General features: G+C 42.2%; 18 protein-coding genes, 1 pseudogene and 3 other annotated features. Of the genes and pseudogenes, 15 read left to right on the top strand and 4 right to left on the bottom strand.

What is annotated here, in order from left to right; all coding sequences use genetic code 11:
- Positions 1-48: 48 nt before the first annotated feature.
- The 5 genes from ACK8P5_RS18615 (at position 49) to ACK8P5_RS18595 (ending at position 8,205) form a co-directional block, all read left to right on the top strand.
- Complete coding sequence (locus tag ACK8P5_RS18615) at positions 49-1,746, top strand: extracellular solute-binding protein (RefSeq protein WP_422657748.1); 1,698 nt, start codon at positions 49-51, stop codon at positions 1,744-1,746.
- 295 nt (positions 1,747-2,041) lie between these two features.
- A complete protein-coding gene (locus ACK8P5_RS18610; protein ID WP_422657747.1) occupies positions 2,042-3,616 on the top strand; it encodes a response regulator in 1,575 nt (524 codons plus the stop codon).
- Between the two features lie 9 nt (positions 3,617-3,625).
- Complete coding sequence (locus ACK8P5_RS18605) at positions 3,626-5,452, top strand: sensor histidine kinase (RefSeq protein ID WP_422657746.1); 1,827 nt, start codon at positions 3,626-3,628, stop codon at positions 5,450-5,452.
- A gap of 99 nt (positions 5,453-5,551) precedes the next feature.
- Positions 5,552-5,786 (top strand) — a binding site (T-box leader).
- Positions 5,787-5,874: 88 nt separating this feature from the next.
- On the top strand, positions 5,875-7,134 hold the full coding sequence (tyrS, locus tag ACK8P5_RS18600; protein WP_422657745.1) for a tyrosine--tRNA ligase: 1,260 nt from the start codon (positions 5,875-5,877) through the stop codon (positions 7,132-7,134).
- A 216-nt stretch (positions 7,135-7,350) separates the two neighbouring features.
- On the top strand, positions 7,351-8,205 hold the full coding sequence (locus tag ACK8P5_RS18595) for an NAD-dependent epimerase/dehydratase family protein (protein ID WP_422657744.1): 855 nt from the start codon (positions 7,351-7,353) through the stop codon (positions 8,203-8,205).
- 65 nt (positions 8,206-8,270) lie between these two features.
- Here the strand turns inward: ACK8P5_RS18595 and ACK8P5_RS18590 are convergent, their stop codons facing one another.
- Positions 8,271-8,702: a flavodoxin domain-containing protein gene (locus ACK8P5_RS18590; protein ID WP_422657743.1), complete on the bottom strand. Its 432-nt coding sequence runs from the start codon at positions 8,700-8,702 to the stop codon at positions 8,271-8,273.
- Positions 8,703-8,960: 258 nt separating this feature from the next.
- Between ACK8P5_RS18590 and ACK8P5_RS18585 the strand changes: the two genes are divergently transcribed.
- Complete coding sequence (locus tag ACK8P5_RS18585; RefSeq protein WP_422657742.1) at positions 8,961-10,040, top strand: NAD(P)H-dependent flavin oxidoreductase; 1,080 nt, start codon at positions 8,961-8,963, stop codon at positions 10,038-10,040.
- Positions 10,041-10,131: 91 nt separating this feature from the next.
- Here ACK8P5_RS18585 and ACK8P5_RS18580 read toward each other — a convergent pair.
- Positions 10,132-10,338, bottom strand: a pseudogene (locus tag ACK8P5_RS18580) (transcriptional regulator); the annotation flags it as partial.
- A 77-nt stretch (positions 10,339-10,415) separates the two neighbouring features.
- Complete coding sequence (locus ACK8P5_RS18575; protein WP_422657741.1) at positions 10,416-10,622, bottom strand: hypothetical protein; 207 nt, start codon at positions 10,620-10,622, stop codon at positions 10,416-10,418.
- A 24-nt stretch (positions 10,623-10,646) separates the two neighbouring features.
- Between ACK8P5_RS18575 and ACK8P5_RS18570 the strand changes: the two genes are divergently transcribed.
- The 8 genes from ACK8P5_RS18570 (at position 10,647) to ACK8P5_RS18535 (ending at position 24,244) form a co-directional block, all read left to right on the top strand.
- Positions 10,647-11,339: a Crp/Fnr family transcriptional regulator gene (locus ACK8P5_RS18570; RefSeq protein ID WP_422657740.1), complete on the top strand. Its 693-nt coding sequence runs from the start codon at positions 10,647-10,649 to the stop codon at positions 11,337-11,339.
- A gap of 97 nt (positions 11,340-11,436) precedes the next feature.
- Positions 11,437-12,285, top strand: a complete 849-nt coding sequence (locus ACK8P5_RS18565; protein WP_422657739.1) for a DNA alkylation repair protein — start codon at positions 11,437-11,439, stop codon at positions 12,283-12,285.
- A gap of 218 nt (positions 12,286-12,503) precedes the next feature.
- On the top strand, positions 12,504-16,289 hold the full coding sequence (locus tag ACK8P5_RS18560) for an Ig-like domain-containing protein (protein ID WP_422657738.1): 3,786 nt from the start codon (positions 12,504-12,506) through the stop codon (positions 16,287-16,289).
- A gap of 189 nt (positions 16,290-16,478) precedes the next feature.
- A complete protein-coding gene (locus tag ACK8P5_RS18555; protein ID WP_422657737.1) occupies positions 16,479-18,287 on the top strand; it encodes a glycoside hydrolase family 3 protein in 1,809 nt (602 codons plus the stop codon).
- Positions 18,288-18,412: 125 nt separating this feature from the next.
- A complete protein-coding gene (locus ACK8P5_RS18550) occupies positions 18,413-19,369 on the top strand; it encodes a 3'-5' exoribonuclease YhaM family protein (RefSeq protein WP_422657736.1) in 957 nt (318 codons plus the stop codon).
- A 114-nt stretch (positions 19,370-19,483) separates the two neighbouring features.
- Positions 19,484-19,727, top strand: a binding site (T-box leader).
- 52 nt (positions 19,728-19,779) lie between these two features.
- Positions 19,780-20,850 (top strand): bifunctional 3-deoxy-7-phosphoheptulonate synthase/chorismate mutase, encoded by a 1,071-nt coding sequence (locus ACK8P5_RS18545; RefSeq protein WP_422657735.1) that lies wholly within the window; start codon positions 19,780-19,782, stop codon positions 20,848-20,850.
- 88 nt (positions 20,851-20,938) lie between these two features.
- Positions 20,939-21,178, top strand: a binding site (T-box leader).
- A 93-nt stretch (positions 21,179-21,271) separates the two neighbouring features.
- Positions 21,272-22,822: a 2-isopropylmalate synthase gene (locus ACK8P5_RS18540; RefSeq protein WP_422657734.1), complete on the top strand. Its 1,551-nt coding sequence runs from the start codon at positions 21,272-21,274 to the stop codon at positions 22,820-22,822.
- Between the two features lie 246 nt (positions 22,823-23,068).
- Positions 23,069-24,244: a stalk domain-containing protein gene (locus ACK8P5_RS18535; protein WP_422657733.1), complete on the top strand. Its 1,176-nt coding sequence runs from the start codon at positions 23,069-23,071 to the stop codon at positions 24,242-24,244.
- A gap of 62 nt (positions 24,245-24,306) precedes the next feature.
- Here ACK8P5_RS18535 and ACK8P5_RS18530 read toward each other — a convergent pair whose 3' ends face one another.
- Positions 24,307-24,645, bottom strand: a complete 339-nt coding sequence (locus ACK8P5_RS18530; RefSeq protein WP_422657732.1) for a ribosomal protein L7/L12 — start codon at positions 24,643-24,645, stop codon at positions 24,307-24,309.
- A 137-nt stretch (positions 24,646-24,782) separates the two neighbouring features.
- Between ACK8P5_RS18530 and ACK8P5_RS18525 the strand changes: the two genes are divergently transcribed.
- On the top strand, positions 24,783-25,379 hold the full coding sequence (locus ACK8P5_RS18525; protein ID WP_422657731.1) for a phospholipase D-like domain-containing protein: 597 nt from the start codon (positions 24,783-24,785) through the stop codon (positions 25,377-25,379).
- Positions 25,380-25,527 lie beyond the last annotated feature (148 nt).

The following is a 25,527-nucleotide window of genomic DNA, read 5'->3' as shown; positions in this document are numbered from 1 at the left end:
GAGTCGCTTTGGACATAAATTAAATTAATGGAGAGGGGAAATAAAGGAGTGAACAAAAGAAAAGCACTACTATTGATGATTACAGCACTATTCCTTCTGACGACTGTACTTGCAGGTTGCACCCAATCGGCAAGTTCGCCAGAGACAGACAAGAATTCTTCTAAAACAAACACCTCAAATACAGACAAGGAACCATCAAATGAGAAGCCCGCGGATATTTGGGAATTTGGATCGAGTGAGTTAAACTTCTCGGCATTTACCCATTATAGTTGGCAGGACTTCCCGGAGAAGATGGAGGACGTTCCTCTCTGGAAATACTTAAAGGAAAACAAGAAAGTGAATATTACACCAATCCTTGCTAGTGGGAACAATGATCAGCTAGTGGCTACCATGATGGCGGACAATAAGCTTCCTGATCTCATGTATGGAGATCGAAACCATCGGGATTTTCTAAAGCTTATCAAAGCAGGCAAGCTTGTTGCCTTAGACGATTATATGGAAAAGTACCCTAACCTAAAAAAATGGTTGAGTTCGGACGCTGCCGACTTGCTTCGTTCTTCAGATGGTAAGCTGTATCAATTCCCGAATTACTACACCAAAACTCCTAACGGAAGTGCTGGGTACGTCGTGAACAAAAAGATATACAAAGAATTAGGTTCACCGCCTTTGGAAACGATGGACGACTTATATAGCTACCTCGTGAAAGTTAAAGAAAAGTATGGTGAGGAGGTTGTTCCTTTTGACCCCGAACGTGCCCTAGATGCTCAAGGCATCGGTATGCTCTATACGGGCCACCAAGAAAACGCTTTTTACAGGTCGCTTAACTCGAACACACTGGCTGTTATTGACTACGACAACAATAAGTTGGTTTCCCTATTTACTGATCCAACATTCCGTGAATCTCAGAAATTTGTCTCCAAACTTTATCGCGAAAAGTTAATTAATCAGGATATGTTTACAACAACACGGGAGCAGGTTCACGCAAGAGTAATGACGGGTAAGGTAGCTATCTTTGCTGGGGCGAGTCCAATGGCTGTTTCATCCCGAGCCGATGCGAGTCTATCTAAAGAAGATCCGGATGCAGGTTATTTCGTAACATGGCCGTTCCACAAGGCAGGATTGGATAAAAACAAAGTATTCCCAGGCAGTTATGACGAATTAGGCTGGAACGTTACTGTCATTACGACTGCTGCTAAAGAGCCGGAGAAAATCTTCGCATTCTTGGATTGGATGACCGGGCCAGAAGGTATGGCGACGACGTATTATGGACCTGAGGGCTTGTATTGGAACGGTCTAGATGAGAACGATCAACCGATCTTTACGGATGCCTACGATGCGGTTAAAGTTTCAGAGTTTGAATCAGGTAATGACCGAGTAATTATTACAGCGAACGCAGGTTATATCGATCCGGTTAAAGTGAAATATGAATCAGATAAACCTTTTGAGAAAAAAGGGTGGAGTACGCGTTATCAAGAGTCCATTACATGGAAGACACATAATAATCACACAGCTCTAGGAACGAACTTGACACCAGATGCGGGTACAGAACTTGCAGATGTTAGTGTGAATATTATTGATGTTTATCAACAAGCATTATCTGCTTCTGGAACAGCGAAGAGTGATGAAGATGTTGACAAAATTCTGGATAAAGCGGAAGCAGACGCTGTTGCACTTGGTTACAATGAGTTGCTTGAATGGCGTACGGAGCAATGGCTCAAAAATAAAGAATTGCTCGGCATGGAATAATTGTAATATGAGTTATAGGATCCATCCCAAGTGGAGCGTGCGAAATCATGCTCCCTTGGGTTGGATTCTCTCCATTTACTTAAGGTTAGTGCCGATGACCACACATGACCCTAACTTTAAGTAGATGGGAGGAAATGAAAGTCCATGAAAATATAATAGTGTAAACCAATTTAAATCTTGTTATAATTTTACAAATTAATTTTGACAGTCTAATGAGGATGTGGCAGACAACTTGGAGGTGCTGAACAAGATATAACAGGGGAACATTTAGCATGGATCATGGGGGGAAGAGGCTATGTATAATGTGCTGTTGGTAGATGATGAAGAGCTGGATTTGGAAGGAATGAAGAGATTTATTCCTTGGTCTGAATTAGGTATGGAAGTGAAGGGTTGTGTGAATAACGCTTTGTCAGCTTGTGAGGTATTGGAGCAGCATTCCATTGATATTCTCGTAAGTGATGTAAATATGCCTTACATGTCCGGGTTGGAACTTGCACGAATTGCTCTACAGCGTAAGCCTAAAATAAGAATTATATTTGTGAGTGGATATCAGGAATTCAGCTATGTTCAGCAAGCGCTTTCTTTAAAAGCATATAGCTATGTGCTTAAACCGATGGAAGATAGCGAATTGATCGCTTCACTTATGAAAGTGAAAAGAGACTTGGATGAAGAACTTAAGCTTAGAGAAGTAGAAGAAGCATATCAGGATTTGATTCCAATAGCGAAAAGCGATATGTTGCTTCGATTATTCGAAGGAGAAGATACACTAGATCGAGAGTTTATGGATAAGTTGATGAGAACTCATGACTTGCATCGATTGAAATGGCCTGTTCGAGTAGCGGTAATGGAGATCGATCTCGTATCTCGGATCAGTGACAGAAATCAATCGAATCTGGAAGGCTCTAGACTTTTTATGAAGCAGCTTCATGAAGCCACGAATCGAGGTGGTCATGTTCCTTATTGTAAGCTGAGTCCTCACCGAGTTGCCTTGCTTCTTGAAGCCGAAGGAATACGAGATACGATAACCCGAATACTGGATTCAGCGCAGAGAAGAGTCTCTGTTTCAGTGACTACAGGACTCGGCTCTCCTGTACATTCGTCAGTTCAACTCTACGAATCATACGTACAAGCAATTCAAGCGGTTGAAGGTAAAATGTTTCTTGGTAAGGGCGGTGTAATTAATTATGAAGATATTAGTGTAGAACCGGTAATGCTTGATTTCCGTATGCTTGATGCTCATATGAACGCATTAATGAAAGCGGTTAAAGATTATGAACTTGTCCAAATCTATGATGAACTAGAGAAAATGTTTCGCTCCGTAACAAGTCTGCGTTCCAAATACACCGTACAAAATCTAACCAGTTATTTCATTTGGAAGCTGGATCAATATCTAAGCACAATAAACGAGGATCTTTTCGAGCTTCTGGATATTGATATTCGTAAGTTAGATATCTTGTTACAATTTGAGACGATTAGTGATATACGGCGATGGTTGCTGTATCGCGTATTTGAAATTTCGGAGAAACTTCATTACAAGCATAATACAAACGATAGTCCGTTTATACGTAACGTGATCAAGACGATTAAAGAACGGATGAGTGAGAACATTACAATTAAGGACATTGCCCAGCAGTTTTCATTCTCTCCAAGTTATTTTGGCTATCTAGTTCGTGAGAAGTCAGGATATACATTCAATGAGCTACTAGTCCAGATGCGTATGGAGAGGGCTTGTGAGCTTCTGAAAATGCCAGGAATGAAAATATATGAAATATCAGATAAGATCGGCTATCGCCACTTGCCATATTTCAGTAGACAATTCAAAGAAAAGTTCGGCATGACACCTCTCGAATATCGAAAGAAAGTACAGTAGGTCAGGATGATGAAAACGAAATTGGTGTTAGGGAGCAGAAACCGACGTGGCTATATACCTATAGGGTATAAGCTCATGATGTCCTATCTTATTTTTATAATTATTCTGGTGACGGTTAACGGATATGTCTCCCACTCTATGTATGACTCCTCAATGCGGGATCAGACAAGCGCGAATATTCAAAGCACACTAATTCAGATTCGAGACAATGTCTTATATAAAACAGAGGATATGTGGCGGATCTCCTCAACGATCTATGACGATGAATATTTTGTTGAGAAATTGAAACGGAAGACAACGAATAGTAATGAAGAATACGTACGTCTTAAAAAAGAACTTTTCCCTAAGTTAGACAGTGTCTCAAAATCCATCGGGATTAATCTGCGATTGTTTCTATATACCAACAACGACACAATGTCAGAGATCTATTATACCTATAAACCGGATTCCCGCTATGAAGATCAACAGACGTATAATATTTATCAAATGGATCGGATTCAAGATAAAGCTTGGTATAACTTACTTTCGAAAGAGGAATATGGGATTACAAAAAAGTGGATGGAAGTTGAGGATGACAAAGACAGTAAACGTATATCTATGATTCGCCGAATCATCGATTTACAAGAGTCAGCAGACCTATGGGAACAAGGTATTATGAGGTTCAGTGTAAGTAAAAATGAGTTGTTCCAAAGCGTTGATTATCGGAAGCTTGGTAAGGGAGCGAAGCTCTATGTTCAGAATCGAGCGGGGCAAATCATTTATGCTTCAGAAGAGATTCCTTCATCATCGTTTCAAGGTAATGAATCGAATGTGCATACAGTAAATTCACTCCAGGACAATTACCCTGCGGATGAATTTTTAACACTGAAAGAGTATATGCCCAAGGAAGATTGGACCATTGTTGCTCATGTTCCACTGACGATTATTAAGCAAGAGGCTGAGCGTGTTAGGGCCTTCATTATTGGTGTGTGTATTGTATGCTTCGTGTTATTTACCAGTCTAGGTATATACATATCTCGTTATTTCTCTAAGCGTATGATGAAATTTGTTTCAATTCTTAACTCATTTAGGGAAGGGGATTTGCGGCGACGTATAACTTATAAAGGGAAAGATGAATTTTCGCAAATTGCAACGGCACTGAATGAAATGGGCGAGGATTTCGAAATGTTGATAGAAAAGGTATATTTAACGGAACTTGCGAAAAAAGAAGCAGAACTTGAAATGCTTCAGACGCAAATTAATCCGCATTTTCTATACAATACGCTTTCGTCTATTAATCAGTTGGCGAAGTTCGGAGAGAATGAAAAGCTGAGAAAAATGGTCGTAGAGCTGGCAAAGTTTTATCGCCTAACCCTTAACTCAGGAAGGATGTTTATTCCTGTTTCGTCCGAGATTGAACAGGTTAACGCCTATCTGGATATCCAAAAGGTGAAGTATGGGAATAGACTTGGAGTAACCTATGATATTGATGTAGATGTGTGGAAATATGAGACGATTAAGTTGATTCTTCAGCCTTTCGTTGAGAATGCCCTTAAACATGCCTGGAGTGGTGCTGATCATATCCATATTCGAATTGTTGCACGAATCGAAAAGGGTGAGATTCTCTATCGAGTCATTGACGACGGTATGGGTGTGAGCCAGGCAAGTGTCAACGAACTACTGAACACTTCTGAGGTGAGTGAGACCGGATTTGGTATCCGGAATATTCATCAACGTGTTCAGCTTCAGTATGGTGAACAGTACGGTGTTTCCATTTTTAGCAGGGTGGGGATTGGCACTTCAGTGGATATACGCCTCCCGGCCAAAAAAAGAAGGTTGTTCTTGGATGGAGAGTAACTTGGAATCAGAAATGGTCACCACCTAGTTTGAAGAGTTTATGAAGGGGATGGTTGACAATGAAAAATGATTTCACTATACTGTCTGTAATCTTATATGCGATATACGTTGAAAGAGCCCAGTAGCAGCTTAGTCCCTGTTCTAAGAAAGCCGGGGGTTGATGAGACCCGGTACACACTAAGTTCGTGAATTACACTCTGGAGTATCTCGGGTAATGCCGAGCGGAAATGGCGAACGATAACTCGCCTTAAGAGCGGTATGAATGGCGCATGAGCAAACGAAGCGTTCATTTGTACAATCTGGGTGGTACCACGGTTGTTCAATCGTCCCTATGTCTACAATAGACATAGGGACTTTTTTGTATGCCGTGACATGATATTTCGTAATAAGAATTTGGATAACACTTAAGGGAGTGTATGGCTATGAATATTATCGATGAACTGGAATGGCGCGATGCCATCAATCAACAGACGGATGCAGAAGGACTTCGAGAGTTAACGAATCAGAAAGCTGTATCCTTGTACTGCGGTGTAGATCCGACAGGAGACAGTATGCATATCGGTCACTTGATTCCATTCATGGTGCTGAAACGCTTCCAGCTTGCGGGCCATCGTCCTGTCATTCTGATTGGGGGAGCAACCGGTACGATTGGGGACCCAAGTGGTCGTTCCGCTGAACGCTCACTGCAAACGCTGGAGCAAGTTCAAGCAAACGTAGATGCCTTGACTGAGCAAATGAAAAAGCTCTTCGTTACAGAAGGCGACAATCAAATCCGTATGGTGAATAACTATGACTGGACGCACAAAATCAATGTGATCGAATTCTTGCGTGACTATGGTAAGAACTTTAACCTCAACTCAATGCTTGCTAAGGATGTCGTAGCGAGCAGGCTGGATAGCGGTATTTCGTTTACCGAGTTCTCATACCAAATCCTGCAATCCCTAGATTACTTGCATCTGTACCAGCATGAGGATGTGCAGCTGCAAATCGGTGGTTCTGATCAGTGGGGGAACATTACAAGCGGTCTGGATCTGATCCGCAAAAAAGAAGGCTCTGAAGCGAAAGCCTTCGGTCTTACGATTCCGCTAATGCTGAAAGCTGACGGAACGAAGTTCGGTAAAACAGCCGGTGGAGCGATTTGGCTTGATCCGAAAAAGACGACGCCATTCGAGTTCTACCAGTTCTGGGCGAACACAGATGACCGCGATGTCGTGAAGTACTTGAAGTACTTCACATTCCTGTCCAAAGAACAAATTGATGAGCTCGCTGAGAAAGTGGAGACTGAGCCTCATAAACGTGAAGCACAAAAAACGTTGGCTGAGGAAATGACGAGATTCGTGCATGGGGAAGAAATGCTGGAACAGGCAAAGCGTATTACAGCAGCTTTGTTCAGCGGAGATATTAAGTCCCTTACGGCAGATGAAATCGAGCAAGGCTTTAAAGAAATGCCGACTTTCGAAGCTACACAAGAATCGAAGAATATTGTGGACTGGCTTGTGGATTTAGGCATCGAACCATCGAAGCGTCAAGCTCGCGAGGATATTACCAAAGGTGCGATTTCAATGAATGGTGAGCGCGTCACCGATGTGGGCTTTGAAGTGACAGCTAACGAAGCCATTGGTGGCCGCTTTATCATCATCCGCAAAGGTAAGAAGAATTACAGCTTGGTGAAGATGTCTTAGTAGACAGAGGATTAAGATAGCATCAATCATGAAAACCGCTAACACACCGACGTGTTGGCGGTTTTTTTGTACCATAATCTAAAGATGCCAGTATTCTTAGATTAACTAATAAAACAGGAGTTCTTTAATATCAAATGGAAATATATATGATCATAAGTTTGCCGTGTTTCTACGCCCTAATTCTTTCATGATTAATAATATGGAGGTAGTCTACTTATGAAAATATTCGTAGCGGGTTCCACAGGAGTGATTGGAAGGTTGTTGCTTCCGAAGTTAGTAAAGGCTGGTCATGAAGTCATTGGAATGACGCATAGCCCGGAACGAATATCTTTTATAGAAGGTTTAGGTGCTAAGGCTATTGTGGTTAATGCATTTGATCGAGAAGGGGTTCTTTCAGGGGTCGGAGAAGTACGGCCGGATGTGATCATTCATCAGCTTACTTCATTAAGTCAGTGGGACTTGGCGGACAACGCAAGAATTAGAATAGAGGGGACGCGGAATTTGGTAGATGCTGCTCACGCGGCAGGTGTAAAGCGAATGATTGCTCAAAGCATTGCTTGGGCATATGAAGCAGGCGATCACCCGGCTACCGAAAGTGCTCCATTAGATATTCAAGCGCCAATGCCACGTAAGATGACTATTGATGGTATTGCGACATTGGAAGGAGCGGTTGCTGAGATCCCGCATCATGTGATTCTGCGGTACGGAATGCTTTACGGACCCGGTACATGGTACGATTTCAAAGGTTCGGTAGCGGAACAAGTGGTGAATCGTAAGCTTCCAGCGACCGATGGGATCATATCTTTCCTTCACGTGGAGGATGCAGCACATGCAGCGATGTTGGCGCTGGATTGGCCGACGGGTCCAGTTAACATTACCGATGATGAACCGGTTCCTGGTACACAGTGGCTACCCGTTTATGCCGATCTTCTGCAAGCTCCTATTCCAGATTATCAACCGGGAAGTAATAGATGGCAGCGGGGCGCATCCAATGTAAAAGCACGCAGCAAGTATGGCTGGGTACCACTTTATCCTTCGTGGAGATCGGGATTTGTACGATCGTTAAGATGATAGACATGAAACGTTCCCCCAATAAAACAAATGGACTATGTCTTTAATGACATAGTCCATTTGTTTTATTTAAACTTTTCAGAGAAAGTTTTTATTCTATCGACGAAAATTCCCTTTAGCTGATCAGTACCTTCCTTGGGTGCAGCATAGGCCTTATAACCGCCAAATGATTCAATACAGACAGCTGCCTTTTTGAGCTCTTCAGGAAAATTCGCTTCTATGATTTCTTCTGTTTTCTTGGGCTTTTCATTACAAATATAGTAGCCCATACTCTTATTAAGTAAATCATTTTGATTTTTTTTGATGAAGTCTCGAATGGGTTTATATATTTTCCCGTCCCTTACGCCAGCACCTAAGATAATGTTATCGAATGCCGTGATATCGGGCTTGTTTATATCAATATTACAAATGGTACAATCAGAAAGTTCTTCAGATATTATTCTTGCACATTGTTCTGTTGCTCCTGATTTCGTAGCGTATAAAACTAATGTTGCCATTGGTTCTCACCCTTTATATAGAATGATAATCGAATGTGGTTCATTAAACGATTATCAAGATTCTTTTTAATCGAATATCTCGATAAACAAGATAATTGTATTTTAAAAGATGGTCTGAGCTGTGTCAAGTTTCAACAAGTTCAAGCGATGAAAATCAGTTTCAGCTTGAGAATCGTTATGGAGAACAGTATTTAGATGCGTTATATTGAATACAACATCATTAGATCAATCGTCTTATAAAAATAGAAGGAGGTAGTCATGACTATTCAAATTAAGACCGAACTTTGCGCTATGTTCAATATTCGCTATCCACTGTTTTTAGCAGGAATGGCGGGGGGGATGACAACAGTAGAGTTAGTTGCGGCTGTGTCGAATGCAGGTGGACTTGGAACGCTGGGTGCAGCGTATTTGGAACCTACTGCAATTCGAGAAGCTATCCTAGAAATTCGTAAGCTAACGGATAAACCCTTTGCAGTTAATCTCTTTGCATCTAGGGCTTCGGATAACAATGAAAGAATTAGAGAAGTGCAGCAAGCGTTAAACCCTATGCGGAGGAAGCTTGGAATGGCGAGTGTAGTTGGGGAGGATGTGGCTACCTCTAATCTATTTGAGGAGCAGATAGCGGTGCTAATCGGAGAAAAGGTGCCTGTCATCAGCACGGCATTTGGTATACTTCCTGAGCCTTTCATGCGGCAAGCTAAGAAGGCTAAACTTCTTGTTGTTACGATGGTAACAACAGTACGTGAAGCTCTTTTGGCGGAGCAAGCAGGCTGTGATGCAATTGTTGCCCAAGGTAGCGAAGCGGGCGGGCACCGAGGAACGTTTGATATTACAGAGCACAGGATGGGAGCCAACATCGGTACGTTTGCATTGGTTCCGCAAATTGTGGATCAGGTTAAGATTCCTGTTATTGCTGCGGGAGGGATTATGGATGGTCGAGGGCTTGTTGCCTCACTGGTTCTAGGGGCACAAGGCGTTCAGATGGGAACGCGATTTCTGACAGCGATTGAATCGGGCGCGCATGATGCTTACAAACAAGCGCTGCTGAACAGCACGGAAGAGAGCACAGTCCTAACAAAGGGGTTCTCAGGCCGACCTGCCAGGGGAATACAAAATGGTTTTATTCGGGAATGGGATGCAAGCGGGGTGGAGCCACTTCCTTTTCCAACTCAGAATACTGTGACTCGTGATATAAGAAATGCGGCTAACCGCCAAAGTAATCCAGACTATATGTCATTATGGGCGGGACAAGGCACAAGATTACTAACCTCTGAACAATCTGCTGAGGATATTGTCGATGAGACGATCCGGCAGGCACTTTTGATATGTGATGAATGAACGTTCATGATGCCTTTGTCCTTGGTCTTGGCCTAATGCTTTGGGAAGCTCTATCGACTCATTCTTGTGGTTTGCGGACTGACGTTCCGCTATAACGATACCCATTACTGAAATCACGAACCTCCCACTCAGGAAGTAGGTGCCTCAAGTTACCGACAGCAGGAAACCATACGGATCTCAGGAATTCTACCGTTCCATGGCCCAGTCCCTTAGATAGTAGTTCGCGCCTTCTGGGATTTGTCTCGTGATTCAAATTTTCCTGTAACCACTGTTCATATTGTTGCTCAAATCCTGTCATGATTTCTAGTCCCCTTTGTTACAATGAATTTTTTGACCTAGATAAAACAAAAGCCGCCCTATACAATTGCACCCTAATTAATCAGGATGGTCATTGTATAGAAGCGGCGTGTTCTTCACGACGTTCACTCTGCTATTATATCGTTGGCCTCTAATATCAACAATATTATAATCCAGAACAGTGAGAATATTGGAGCTTGAGGAGGTGATAAGTCCTATGTATTTAACGATGTAACGCTGTGGGATGATTCGCGGTATCCGGTTCTTACGTGTTGTATAATTCATGATTAACAATGAGCAGGAGGGAGCATGAATAATATTCATTACTTATCTCAGTTCAATCTGCTCCATTCGCTGGAGACGGAAGACCTTATCGAAATGGAACAATTGACTCGAATTACCGTAATCCCGAGGAACACCTTTATTCAAACACCGGAAACATTTACTCCGGGGCTTTATTTTGTGAAAAAAGGAAAGGTTCGCTTATATAGATTGAATTCAGATGGCAAGCAGTTTACATCTGATGTCCTTAATGAAGGAAATGTATTTGGTGAGTTGAATATGATTTCATTTGGAACGAAGGAACATTATATTGAAACAATTGAAGAAAGTCATATTTGTCGTATTGATCACACAAGATTTGAACAATTTATCATGCATCGTCCTAGATTTGTGATGGCATTAATTCAGGTATTGAGTAAGCGCATTAACAGCATGAGCCTGCTCACACAGAATCTAGCTATTGGTAATTTGCATGATAAAATTTTGTGTGTACTTATGGAATTATCTGCTCAACATGTCGTTAGAAGGGATGAAAGTGATGATCCGTTTCACCAAATAGATGTCCCACTTTCCCACCAAGATATTGCACATATGATCGGGGCGAGTAGAGAGGCTGTGACTGTGGCGTTGCAAGAGCTGGTTAAAGGGGGACTAATTAAGACGGGATTTAGAACGATTTATATCGACCGTGAAAAGATTCAGAAGAGAAATTTCATATAAATCTTATAAAGATGTAAACTGCATTACATCTAATTTATGCGAGAGGTCCGTATCATAAAGGCGAATGCCCTTATGTGGAAGGAGGACTGCTATTGCTATGGATGATGAACAAGGAAAGCTGATTTCAAGTGATATTTTACAACGAAAAGGAGCTCGTAAAATATCAGATATTCCAAATGAAGTTGTAGAACGACTCCAGAAGGGACAACTACAGTCGATTAATTTAACAGAGTGGCTTGCTGTGAACCATATCGTACTTCTGCAAAATGTTCTGAACGATTTGGGGTTTGAGAAAGTGTCTACTGAGATCATCCAAAGGCTGAATGATTTCCGGGATAAGACCAAAGTGATGAAGATTATTCCTGCAATTGCACGCGAATGGCACACATTATTGGATTCAGTTACGAAGACAGAACAGTCTCGAATTTTCAATTCGTTAAGTGAGCATCGCTCTGATAGTGTACGCTGCTGGGCTGCGTATATCGTAGGAGAGGATGAGAGCTTGAGTACACTTGAAAAACTTGCAAGTATTCGTCCATTCGCTGCAGATTCTCATTTTGGTGTGCGTGAAATTTCATGGATGGCTGTAAGGGAACCCTGTGCCCGAGATTTGCATAAAGCTATTGAATTTTTAGCTGAATGGGTACGTGATGAAGATGCGAATATTCGAAGGTTTGCTATCGAATTAACACGTCCACAGGGGGTGTGGGCTAAACATATTAATGCATTAAAAGAAAACCCGGCCATCGCACTCCCCCTCTTAGAAGTTGTGAAGTCTGATTCAACAAAATATGTCCAAGATTCCGTTAGTAATTGGCTGAACGATGCTAGCAAGTCTAACCCCGATTGGGTAATTCGTACTTGCGATATATGGTTGAGTGAGTCAGATACGAAGGAGACCAAGCGGATCGTAACACGTGCGAAGAGAAGTTTAGTGAAGACATAATTACAAATAAAAATAAGAAGGAGGTAAGGCTTTAGCCACCTCGGAATTATTCTATTAAATGGATAAAAATCTATATCATTCTAATTATTGTGTAATTACGATCTGACGTCTCAGGCTATGGACATTTGCATATCTAGCAGTGAAGTCATGAATTCAACTAAATGTGAATACGCATACATAATGAGTTAGATATCAACCATTAGAAAAGGGGGCAATTAATGTACATCTCATGTAGAAAAACACAAAAACAATATCTCGCAATTCTCATGACACTACTTATGGTTCTAACATCATTTGGGGCATATCCCCAGGTGAGTAATGCCGATTCATCGAATCTATCATCGGATACTCCGATTAAGAATGTAGCGCTAGGTAAGAAGATGACTAGCAGTGTGGCATTTTCTAACATGGGAGTTATCAATGATGGGGTTAAGAACAATACGAATGCCTACTCTGAAGATTATCCGAATGGAAGCGGGTTACAGTGGATTCAGTTTGACCTAGGTAAAAGTTATGATATTTCAGAGGTGAACATTTGGCGTTACTGGAATGACAAGCGGACATATCGTGATCTGATCGTCAGGTTGTCGAATACTTCTGATTTCACAGGCGAAGTCAAGACAGTCTTTAACAATGACACGAATAATAGTGCAGGGTTTGGTACCGGAACCGATGCAGAATATGTAGAGACAAGTGCAGGGAAAAGTATTAGCTTTACTAAGACCAATGCGAGATATTTAAGAGTTTATTCGGGTGGAAGCACAGCGAACACGAACAACCATTTTGTTGAAGTTGAAGTGATGGGAGTGGAAGCTCCACCTACTGAAGCTCCAGCTGTACCGACGGGTTATGCTTATCCGATGGGGACTTCTCGAATCAATGCAGCCTGGAATATACCTGAAGGAGCTTCAGCGTATGATATTGAGGTTGATGGTAATGTGATATCGGGTGTCAATATGCCATTTGGACATAGCGGGTTATCTCAGGAAACCACACATACTTACCGAGTTCGAGCCAAGAATGCTATTGGAACTAGTGGATGGAGTCAACCCTTTAGCGGTACCACACTAGCGCCTGTTACTGTAGGTTCAAGGTTTATGGGGCCTGATCCGGGAACGGCAAAAGGGACAAATCCAGGAGACGGTGTATATGAGCTAAGTAACTCTATACTGTCAGCTAAGTTTCAGTTATCGGAGAATGATCTGACCCTAGCGGAATTCCGGGACAAAATCGAGGGGAATGTTAATCCGGTTAAGGCCGGACAGCTCTTCTCCCTTGAGCTGTCGGGTTCAACAAATGTGCTCGATACGGATATGACTGCAGGAGAGCCAACATTAACACGAATCACGGGCCAATCAAGCAGTACCAAGGTATCTGATCGTGATGACGGCTGGCGATTAAATATACCTTTTACCTATACAGATCAAGGAAAAACGCTGACGGTAAATTGGAGTGCAACGCTACGAGATGGCTCCAATTATATCATCCAGGATGTATCTTACACGGCGACTTCTGGAAACTGGAATGTGACCAAGGTCAAGCTCATAGATATTACAGCAGCAGGGGTTGAAAAAGCAGGTGCGGTGGATGGATCGCCATTCTTTGCAGGTAAAGTGTTCTTCGCGCAGCAAACACCTGTAGCTAAGGTTAGCATCAACGGAAATACAGCAAAGGCACATGTAGACCGGGGAGACGAAACCTTAGAGGGCCAGTCGTTTGAGCAAAGTTCTGTTATCGGAATCTATCCTTATAATCAGAAGCTCAGGGGCTTCCAATACTATATCGAGAGAGAAAGAGCACATGAGCATTACAGCTTCCTTCACTACAATTCTTGGTATGATCTTAGCTGGATTTTTGATACGTATATGACGGAAGAGGAATCTCTAAAAACAATTCGACTCTGGGGCGAGGAGTTCATACAGCAAAGAGGTGCCCCATTGAAAAACTTCCTGTTTGACGATGGTTATGATGATTACAGCACTTCCGCCAAAACAATCTGGGATTTCAATCCAATCACATATCCTAACGGTGCATCAGTCATGAAGGCTGCTGCTGAGGGATATGGCGCAAGTCTTGGCTTCTGGCTTAGTCCTACAGGCGGATACTATCAGAAATTACCTGCCAGAGTTGCTGTTGGGAAGAAGATGAGTAACCCGACTGAAACGAAAACTAGCGGTAACGAAGAGATTTTTAAAATGAGTGGTCCGAATTACTATAACGTATTTAAGGATGCAGTGACGAAGAAACAGCTACAGGAAGGTACGAAACACTTCAAATTCGATCGAACAGAAGGAATTGAAGACTTCCATGCTCTTCTGAGGCTGACAGGAGATATGAGAGAGAATGATCCATCGGTATTTATTAACGCTACGGTTGGATCATGGGCTTCACCGTATTTCACATTCTATGTAGATTCCATCTGGCGCGGTGGAGGAGATATGGGCAAGACCGGAACGGGCTCCATCAGGCAGCAGTGGGTTAACTACCGTGACAAAGTAAGTCGTGATTTGTTACAACAAAATCCGTTCTATCCTCTGAATTCATTAATGGTTCATGGGGTCGTGCATTCTAGATTTGGGCAAGGAGCTTGGGTTAGCCATGAGAATGGTACTGAAAGTGGACCATTACTCGACATGACGAAAGAAGAGAATTTAAAAGACTTCTCAGATGAGGTGTGGTCCTATTTCGCCTCTGGTTATAACCTGCAAGAATTATATATTAGGCCTACGGAAGACTACACGACAGATAAAATGTGGGATATTCTTGCCGAAGCTTCTGCATGGGCTGAATTAAACCATAATGTGTTGTTAGACTCCCACTTTATCGGCGGAGATCCGGGGAAAGATGCCTACGGCATCGCTTCGTATTCAACCTCGAAAGGTGTGCTCATGCTTCGAAATCCTTCGAGCACCAGTCAGACGATTTCTGTAGATGTAAGCACAGACTTTATGCTACCTCCAGGGGCTAAGGCCAATTATCGATTAGAGAACAAGCTTAGTGAAGAAACGGATCTTCATCTTAAAGCAGGAACACCACACAGATTTACGATTCCGGCTCACTCTGTTCTGTTGTATGAAGCCTATCCGGAAGGCACAGAAGTCATTCCTGGAGAGATAAACAACCATGCCCCTATTGCAACTAATATCGAATTAACAACACCGATAGACACGCCTGTTCGTGGAACGATGAGTGCTAGCGATGAAGATCAAGATCCATTAACGTTCCAGATCGTCAAGGAAGCGGCAAAGGGTAGTGTAGTGATTGATGATACCGAGAAAGGTTCATTTACTTACACGCCGAATTCAGGATTTGTTGGCACAGATACATTTACATTCAAGGTTAGTGATGGGAAGAAGGAATCAGAAACAGCGACCGTCACGATTCATATTGGGGAAGCGGAGTCCGTACTCTCTACAACTCTTACGGGGCCTGACATCATTAAAGCGGGTGAGACATTCAAGATTCAGTATGGTTTGAACAACATGAAGTCGCCTGCACTTGCCCAAGAAATTCTAATGAACTATGATACCGAGAGAGTAGAGTTTGTATCCGCAGAATCATTGCTTAAGAACGTTTCGATACTGGAGCCGATTAAGAATACAGCAGGCAAGCTGCATATGATTCTATTCAGCCAAGGAATGGAGAATGCAGTATCCGGCAACGCCCAAGTTGTGGAACTGACGTTCAAGGCAAAGGATACTGATAAGGATATTACAAGCAAGGTATCTATTACAAAAGCACTGCTTGGTGATGCTGAGGGTGTAGAATCTGAAGCTAGATCATCAGAGCTAAGTTTCAAGATTACGACAGAAAGCACGGAGATTGTTCCAGATCTTAATAACGATGGAAAAATAACAATCGGCGATCTGGCAATTGTGGCAGCCGCTTATGGCAAAGACACGAATAGCCCTGATTGGCTGCAGGTGAAGAAAGCAGATGTCAATAAAGATGGTAAAATTGATATAGCTGATCTTGCAGCGGTGGCTGCTCGTATTTTGCAGTAATTCTAAAATTCTCAATATGTCAATTGGAACACAGCAAGGATCCCAACTGGAGCGTGGGGTTCTGCTGTGTTTCTTTATGGATTGAAACAAATGAATAACTATAAAAAATGGTTGTTTTCTTACATTGTTTCCCTAAACTCACTCGTGTATGGTAATTACTGTGAAAATAGATGAGAAAAGAGGGCAACCATGGGAATGAGAAAATTCGCTTTAATTACCACCTCTATCGTAGTAATTGCAGCAGTTGCTATATACCTACTGATCCCTAAGAACATGGAGGATAGACCTGAAGAAGAGCGGGCTGTAAAGGTGGATTCGGTTTCTGAGATTCTCAAGAATGATCAAATTTCTATGGAAGAAAAGGCACGCCGATTGGTAGCGCAAATGAATGACAAGGAAAAGATCGGACAGCTTGTCATGTATACGCCAACGGATCAAGCAGATGAATTCTCACGCAGAATGATCGAAGAATATTTCGTGGGGAGTGCTCTTTTGAATCGTCATATCCAGAGTGCTGCTAAGAATGCTGAATTTACGAACCAACTTCAGACCTGGGCGGCCAAATCCAGATTAGGGATACCGATGTTTATATCAGGTGATATGGAATATGGTGCAGCACAACGAGTACCGGAAGAGGCTACAGTCCTGCCAAGACAGATGGCGATTGGGGCGACTCGTAATGTTGAACATGCTGAACAAGCAGCTCGTCTGACGGCTATTGAGGCTAAAGCGATGGGATTCCATTGGAGCTATTCACCTGTTGCTGACGTAAACTCCAATCTTCATAATCCAGTTATCGGAGTGCGTTCTTTTGGCGAGAATACGAAGTTAGTCACGGATATGACGATTGCTGAGGTCAAAGGTTATCAAGCTGAAGGAGTAATATCGAGTGCTAAACATTTCCCGGGACATGGAGATACAGGATTTGATACGCATTCCACGCTGGCTAAAGTCTCTTATAGTGCTGAAGAGCTTAGGCGTGTGCATCTTCCGCCATTTCAAGCGGCAATTGATCAAGGGATTGAATCCATTATGACATCTCATATCATTATTGAATCGATTGATCCAGTATTACCTGCAACCTTGTCCAAGAAAGTGCTAACCGGATTGTTAAGAGAAGAAATGGGATTCGACGGAATGATTGTTACCGATGCGATGGTAATGGAGGCTATCTCTAAGAACTGGGGAGCTGGCGAGGCTGCAGTGATGGCGATTAATGCAGGAGCAGATATCATCATGGCTAACGGATCTGCGACCGATCAAATCGATACGCTGGATTCGCTATATAAAGCTTTACAGGATGGAAAAATTGAAAAAAGACGGGTTGATGAGTCTGTAGAGCGGATCCTCAAGTATAAAATAAAAATGAACTTATTTGATCATCGTCTGGTAGACGTAGAGAACGCGACCAATGTAGTTGGGAATGATGAACATTGGAGAATATCTAAACAGATTGCACAAGATTCGATTACTTTAGTTAAAAATGAAAATGTGCTCCCTTTTGATCCTAAATCGGAAGAAAAAACTTTAGTTGTAAGTGTGGCCTATGCCAGTTTTATAGGTGAAGCTGTTAGTAAAGCGAGCCAAGGCGAGGTGTTTACTGTTCAGGTTGCACCAGCTTCGGGCGAGCCTTTAAATGTGAATACCCCAGCAATTAATCGTGCGGTTGAGCAGTCTAAGCAGGCAGATCGTATTATTGTATTCACACAATCCGATCGTGAGATCCCGCAAGGTCAAATTGATCTTGTGAACGCATTAATCGCAACGGGAAAACCGGTTGTTACTGTCTCACTTGGTAATCCCGCTAACATACTTGGTTATCCGAATACGAAAGCCTATTTATCGACATATGCATTAGATAATTGGTACTGGATGACGCCAGTTCCTGTATCATGGGAGGCAGCTGTTCAGGTGATATTTGGGGCTAAACCCATCGGTAAACTACCTGTAACAATAAGTGAAGACTATCCCGAAGGATTTGGACTCAGTTATCCATAGTTGTACAATCAAAAGCCGTCAAACGGTTCAATGGTTTGATGGCTTTTTGTAATGTGATCTAATCTATTATAATCTGATCTACTATTTCTCTCAGTGTGCTATACTGACTTCGAAGGAGGAGACAGATGAAACCTATTAATAAACTTAACGTGCAAGATGAATTTGTTGGCTTTTATCTACTCAAAGAATTGAATCTTAGACAAACGAACAGCACACCACCTAAAGATTATTTCGATATTGTGCTATCGGATTCTAGTGGCCAAATCTCAGCGAAATATTGGGACGTAACCATTCAAGATAAAGAAACGTTCTTACCTATGCAATTGGTTAAAATTCAGGGGTTTGTTCATAGCTATCGTGATCAGGCTCAAGTGAAGATTAGCAAAATGCGTAAAGCTAAAGATGAGGATGGCGTTTCTCTGACGGATTTTGTAAGATCTGCTCCAATACGTCCGGTTGATTTATTGCATACCATTAAACTTACGATGAATGATATAACGGACCCTCAGATTCGATTGATTGTACAGCATTGTGTAAGTAAGGTAGAAGAGAAATTAATGCATTATCCCGCTGCCAAAACGTTTCATCATGCTTATTTTGCTGGGCTTGCCTATCACATTGTTCGCATGTTAGAGCTTGGGGATTTCCTATGCAAGCAACGACCATTCTTGAATCCAGATTTACTAAAAGCCGGAATTATTCTGCATGATATTGCGAAGCCGGAAGAAATGATTGCCCAGATGGGAATTGTTACAGATTATAGCAACCACGGGAAGCTAATTGGTCATATCGTGTTGGCTAATAACTGGATTGTTGAAGCAGCGATACAGAACGATATATCACTTGATTCAGAACTCATTCTCGGTTTACAGCACTTGGTACTATCGCATCATAATTTGGGAGAATGGGGAAGTCCAGTACAGCCTCAAACAGCGGAGGCAGTAGCTTTACATTACATTGACACAATGGATGCTAAGCTGCAAATGGTAGAGGATGCGCTAGATACAACGGCCGAAACTGAAACCTGGACACCTATGATTCGTGGGCTTGATAACAAGGCGATTTATCGGTTGAAGCTTTAAGTAATACTCACATCCTTCATTGCCATGAAGCAACCAAGCGTTAAACAAAGCCCTTGCAATATCAGTAGGGGTTGTATTACAATGCTATTTAATTAATGGATTCATACAATGATGATACAAGCGATGAAGGAAAGAGTAAGCGATAGAACGTTCCTGACAGGAAAGGGTAGCCACCGACTGAGAGCTCCCGAGTGAAGGTTCTGCGCTGAAGTTCATTCCGGAGCTGGCATTTGAACGCTTGCATGATAATTGCAAGAAGTAGGATGGCCCGTAACCTTGCGTTAAAAGGTTCAAGTGAGATGTGTTAAGTTATTTTGCATATCTAATTAGGGTGGTACCACGACTCCTCGTCCCTTTGCGGGCGGGGGGTCTTTTTGTATATAAATAGCTATTAAAAGGAGAGATTCGGTATGAGTCAAGGACGTCTTGATGAATTAAGATCTAAGCTAGATTCGGTTAATCATCAACTATTAGAGCTCTTATCAGAACGGGCAAGTATTGCTCAAGAGATTGGACTGGAGAAGCAAAAGCAAGGAGTACCTGATTTTGATCCGGTTCGAGAGAAAAAAATGCTCGATGCCTTAATCGACCAAAATAAAGGTCCTTTCGATAATGAAACGGTTCGCCATTTGTTCAAGCAGATTTTTCAAGCATCGCTTAAATTACAACAGGTTGATACGAAGAAGCAATTGCTTGTCAGCCGTAAAAAGAAGCCAGAAGATACACTCATTCAGCTTGGGAACACGATCATTGGCGGTGGAACACCAGTTATGATCGCAGGACCATGCTCCGTTGAGAGTTATGAGCAGGTGCGTCAAGTTGCAGCTGCGCTTAAACAAGCAGGGATCACGGTGATGCGTGGTGGAGCATTTAAGCCAAGAACTTCCCCGTATGATTTCCAGGGGTTAGGTATTGAGGGGCTTAAGATTCTGAAGGAGGTAGCTTCTGAATTTGGTTTAAAGACCATTAGTGAAATCGTAGATCCAGCTCATATCGAGCTTGCATGTGATTATATTGATGTGATTCAAATTGGTGCGAGAAATATGCAAAACTTTGAGCTGTTAAAGGCAGCAGGGGATGTGAAGACTCCGGTTCTCCTTAAACGGGGGCTAGCAGCTACAATCGATGAATTTGTTCATGCGGCAGAGTACATTGTATCAAGGGGAAATACGCAGGTTATGCTAATTGAACGTGGAATCCGGACCTATGAAAAAGCAACCCGAAACACGCTCGATATTTCTGCAGTTCCGATTCTAAAACAAGAAACACATCTTCCTGTACTCGTAGATGTGACACATTCAACAGGTCGTAAGGATATCCTAGCACCTTGTGCGAAGGCAGCTCTGGCCGCTGGCGCAGATGGTGTCATGGTGGAGGTTCATCCTGACCCAGCAACAGCATTATCTGATGCGGCACAGCAATTGAACATTCCTGAATTCCAAGAATTTCTTGCGAATGTTAAGGGTTCTGGATTGTTATAATATCATGAGGACATGCGAATAATGGAAAAATGAGGGTTGACAAAATGTTATTTTTTCCCTAAGATATTATCAAGTTTGAATTTCATATGTAAATGTGTTGATTAGAAATAGTAAAAGTGAAGTGACTTTTCAGAGAGCCGTTGGTTGGTGAGAAACGGTAATGTCGTTCCCTTTGAACTCGTCTATGAACAGCTACCTGAATGATGTAGGGTTAGCCGGAATTCCACCGTTACAGGGATAGATGGTGTTGGCCATCGAAGAAGATCATTTTGTATACTTTGTATAAAATGAATTAGAGTGGTACCGCGGGTTCAACCTCGCCTCTATGCATATAGAGGCGGGGTTTTTTTGTTGGTTAAATTCCGGGTTTAACCAACCCCGCTTCATATAAATTAACTATAATTTCCAAGGAGGAATTGCAATGGACCGCAATATTATTGTATTAGATACGACTTTGAGAGACGGGGAGCAAGTACCTGGCGCTAAACTGAATGTACACCAGAAGGTAGAATTTGCGCAGCAGTTGAAACGACTGAATGTCGATATCATTGAAGCTGGTTTTCCTGCATCTTCCGCAGGGGATTTTCATTCGGTTCAAGAAATCGCGAGAACCGTAGGGGATCGTATCTCGATTACTGCTCTTGCGCGAGCTGTTAAAGGTGATATCGATGCGGTATATGAAAGTATTAAACTTGCTCAGAATCCGCTAATTCATATTGTGCTTGGCACTTCAAATATTCATGTTGAGAAGAAATTTAATCGCTCCAAAGATGCAGTGCTTCAGATGGGTGTGGATGCTGTGAAGTATGCGAAGACGTTACTTCCACATGTGCAGTATTCTACAGAGGATGCTTCTAGGTCTGACTTCGAATACTTATGGAGTACAATCGAAGCCGTTGTAAGAGCAGGAGCAACAATGATTAATATACCGGATACGGTTGGCTACGCGGTACCAGATGAATTCGGTGAATTGATTCGCAAAATTAATGAACGCCTGAAGAATCTGGACGACAAAGTAATCCTAAGTGTCCACTGTCATAATGATCTTGGACTGGCAACAGCGAACACACTAAGTGCAGTGAAGAACGGTGCGGAGAAAGTAGAATGCACGATTAATGGTTTGGGGGAGCGGGCTGGCAACACTTCGCTTGAGGAAGTCGTCATGGGATTGAGCGTTAGATCCAATCACTATAATGCAAGTACGAATATTCACCTAAAGGAACTAATGAGAACCTCGAAACTGTTAACCCATTTAACAGGTCTGGATGTACAAGTGAATAAGGCGATTACAGGTGAAAACGCATTTGCGCATTCTTCGGGTATTCACCAGGATGGCCTTCTGAAGGATAAGCAGGTTTATGAGATTATGGCACCAGAGGATGTAGGCGCTGATAGTATGGAATTGATCCTGACGGCTAGGTCCGGAAGACATGCATTCAAGAATGCGGTTGAGAAACTAGGTTTCGAGAGTGGTGAAGGTGAAGATTTCGAAGCGCTGTTCGAGGAATTCCTTCAACTTGCTGATACGAAAAAGGAAGTATACGATCATGATGTGTATTACCTAGTCACTAAGCATCGCACACTTGAAGAAGTGAACAGCCATCTGTATGAGCTGGAATCTTTCCAAGTTGTGACCAATGACTTGTATCCGACAGCAACGGTCAAACTGAAGAAAGGTAATGAGACATTTAGGGACAGTATGGTTGGTGATGGTCCGATCGATGCACTTTACAGTGCAATTAAGTCATTGGTCGGCTTGGAGGTCCAATTAAAAGATTACAAAATTAACAGTATGTCCAGAGGGAAAGAGGCCATTGGCCGCGTTAATATTCGGATTGAATATGAAGGGAAAATCTATTCAGGAAGAGCGATGGATACTGATATAATTAAAGCAAGTGCGTTAGCTTTCCTCAACGGAATTAATGCAGTCTTGCTGGATACAACCCATGATATACCAGCTCAGCAGGTATGAAAAGTCTATTATCAATACTCAAGAAGAGACGGTAAATAAATGAAACGAGTCGATCAAGGTTTCCTTGGTCGGCTGTTTTTTATATAGAAGAAAAAAATGCATCACAGAAATAACTGGGTTATATTACCTTCGCCTAAAAATGTAACATTTTTCATTATTTTGCGTTTAATTATCGCGGAGCAGAGGTAACAGGCACTGTCCCAGCACAATACATATATACTTCTAGAAGGAGACAGGACGAATCATATGAAACGAAGTTTACTGATTATTATCACAGTACTAGGGCTCTTGAGCTGCCCGCTTGCCGGGTATGCACAACATGCTGAAAGAGATTTAGAGAACGTGTTGGAGGATGCAGTTGTTCTCTCGGTTAGCAGTCCTAATGCTATCTATGACAATAAGGATCAAATTATTGATCCGTATAATTTTAATATCGTTCCTTATGTAGCTAATCAACGTACTTTGGTACCGATCCGGTTCATTAGTGAGAGTCTAGGTGGACGAATAGTCTGGAACCAGGCAACTTCAACGGCGACCATTACCAATGCTGGTAAAGAAATTAAAATCACCCTTGGAAGCAAGTTGGTGTACGTAAACGGGAAGAAAACATCTTTGGATTCCCCAGCACAATACAAGCAAGGTAGGGTGTTTGTGCCCCTGCGGTTTATAAGTGAAACGCTTGGTAAGAAAGTATTCTACGAACGCGGGATTATTGCGATCAGCAACACAACGATTTTGCATCCGTACGAGGATTGGGAGATTGTAGATTATTTGCAATTTGTTCTTGCACCTTATCAGAAGATCCCGTATACCGGAAAAAATCTATCGACCCAAAAAATCGCGGATTTCGAGCAAAGTGTTGTTGTGCTGGAATCGCTAGATCAAGAAGGTGAGCCTGTGGGGTTTGGCAGCGCGTTTGCGGTGGGCTACGGATTGTTCTTGACGAATTATCATGTGATTGAAGGAGGAACTGACTTCGGTATCTATACAGCTCATGATCAATATTACGAGGTGGCGGGTATCGTGGAAGTGGATAAGGAAGCGGATCTGGCTTTGATCAAAACAAAAATACGTACAAATGTGCCACCACTGCGGATCGGCTCCATGGATAACCTAGCGAAGGGTCAATCTGTTGTTACGATCGGCAATCCGGAGGGGCTTCAAAATACGATTTCTACGGGAATCATTAGTGGTCTTCGAGTCATGGATGGCTTGTCAGTTATCCAATTTACAGCTCCCATTGCCGCTGGCAGTTCCGGCGGAGCTCTGTTTAATAAAAAAGGTGAGGTTATCGGAGTTACAACTTCGGGTATCGATCAGGGAAACCTGAATTTTGCGATTCCTGTTGATTATGCTAGTGCTTGGATTTACGAATATAAAACGATGAGTTTTTCGAAAATTAAAGTGTTAACTAAATTATAAATTAGACGAAGAGACCGGATGATGATAACATCCGGTCTCTATTTTTGTAGAGGTCATCTATTTTAGATATCTCGTTCCAATTGATCTACGTAATCTTTGGCATCTTTTAACGATAAATTTCGTGCTTCTCGCAGCACTTTAATGGCTTTAATCTTCTGATTGGATGCAACCATGAAGCGCAATCGTTCTTCAAGATCTGCATCTACATCGTTTACTTTCGGCTGAGAGACGATTTCCTTGTTGCTGCTACTGTTCATCATTCCGATGTTGTTCGGACGATTGTTCATCCATTCTAGATCAGATTTCACATCATTAAGTTGACTTTGCAGGCTAAATACTTTGATCAACAGCAGGAGTGAGAGGATGAGTGCAACGACCGCTACAATTTCTGTGAATTCCATGTGTGTATTCTCCCTTCAGGTTAGTTTTTCACGTTCATTAACTATAACTTGATTTTGGCAGTGATGGGTAAGTTGAAGATGTTCATTTCTTTTTGTTATGATGAACGGATAGAAATTTGCGGAGGAGTTTATAAGCCATGAGTAAGATTAACCGATTGTTTATATTGTTATTCACCTGTATATGGATTGCCGGTTGCTCCCCGAGTACATCTGAACAAGAATCATCTAAGCCTAATCAACCATTATCAGAAGAGAAGATGTCTGGTTCGTCTAATATACAAGTAAAATTTACGCAGGAAGGCGAACATCCGGAAGCGGCAATCATACAACTTATTAATGAAGCGACTTCGACACTTGACATTGCTATATATAGTATCAACTACGATCCAATCGTTGAAGCTGTGGTTAAGGCCGCTGAGCGGGGAGTGAAGGTTAGAATGATCACGGATCTGAGCCATGCTGAAGAGAAAGCTAAGCAGAAGAAGGTGTTGGAGCTTGTTAACAATGCGGGTATTCCTATTAAAGTAAATACGCATGATGGCAAGATGCATCTTAAGATGATGATTGCTGATGGAAACAAGGTGGAGACAGGATCGTTTAATTACTTGAAATCCTCTATTGAGGAGAATGATGATGTAGCCGTCTTCATTGAGGATGAATCGGTGGGAGAACAGTTCCAACAAGCATTTAACAAAATGTGGGATGATTCAGTGCGTTTTTCGGAATATAAATAACAATATGTTTGGATATCTATCTAAAGCGCATCCGTAACGGTTGCGTTTTTTTGTGCATCATTCGTTAACGAGAAGAAAGTATTGGTCCCTATAAAGTGAGAATAAATATCCAGCATCAAAAGTATGTTTAGTGATACTAAAAGTAAGC

The sequence above is a fragment of the Paenibacillus sp. EC2-1 genome (assembly GCF_049311625.1).
Classification (GTDB): Bacteria; Bacillota; Bacilli; order Paenibacillales; family Paenibacillaceae; genus Paenibacillus_AQ.
The sequence above is the reverse complement of the archived record's forward strand: the minus strand, read 5'-3'. Positions and strand labels throughout refer to the sequence as shown.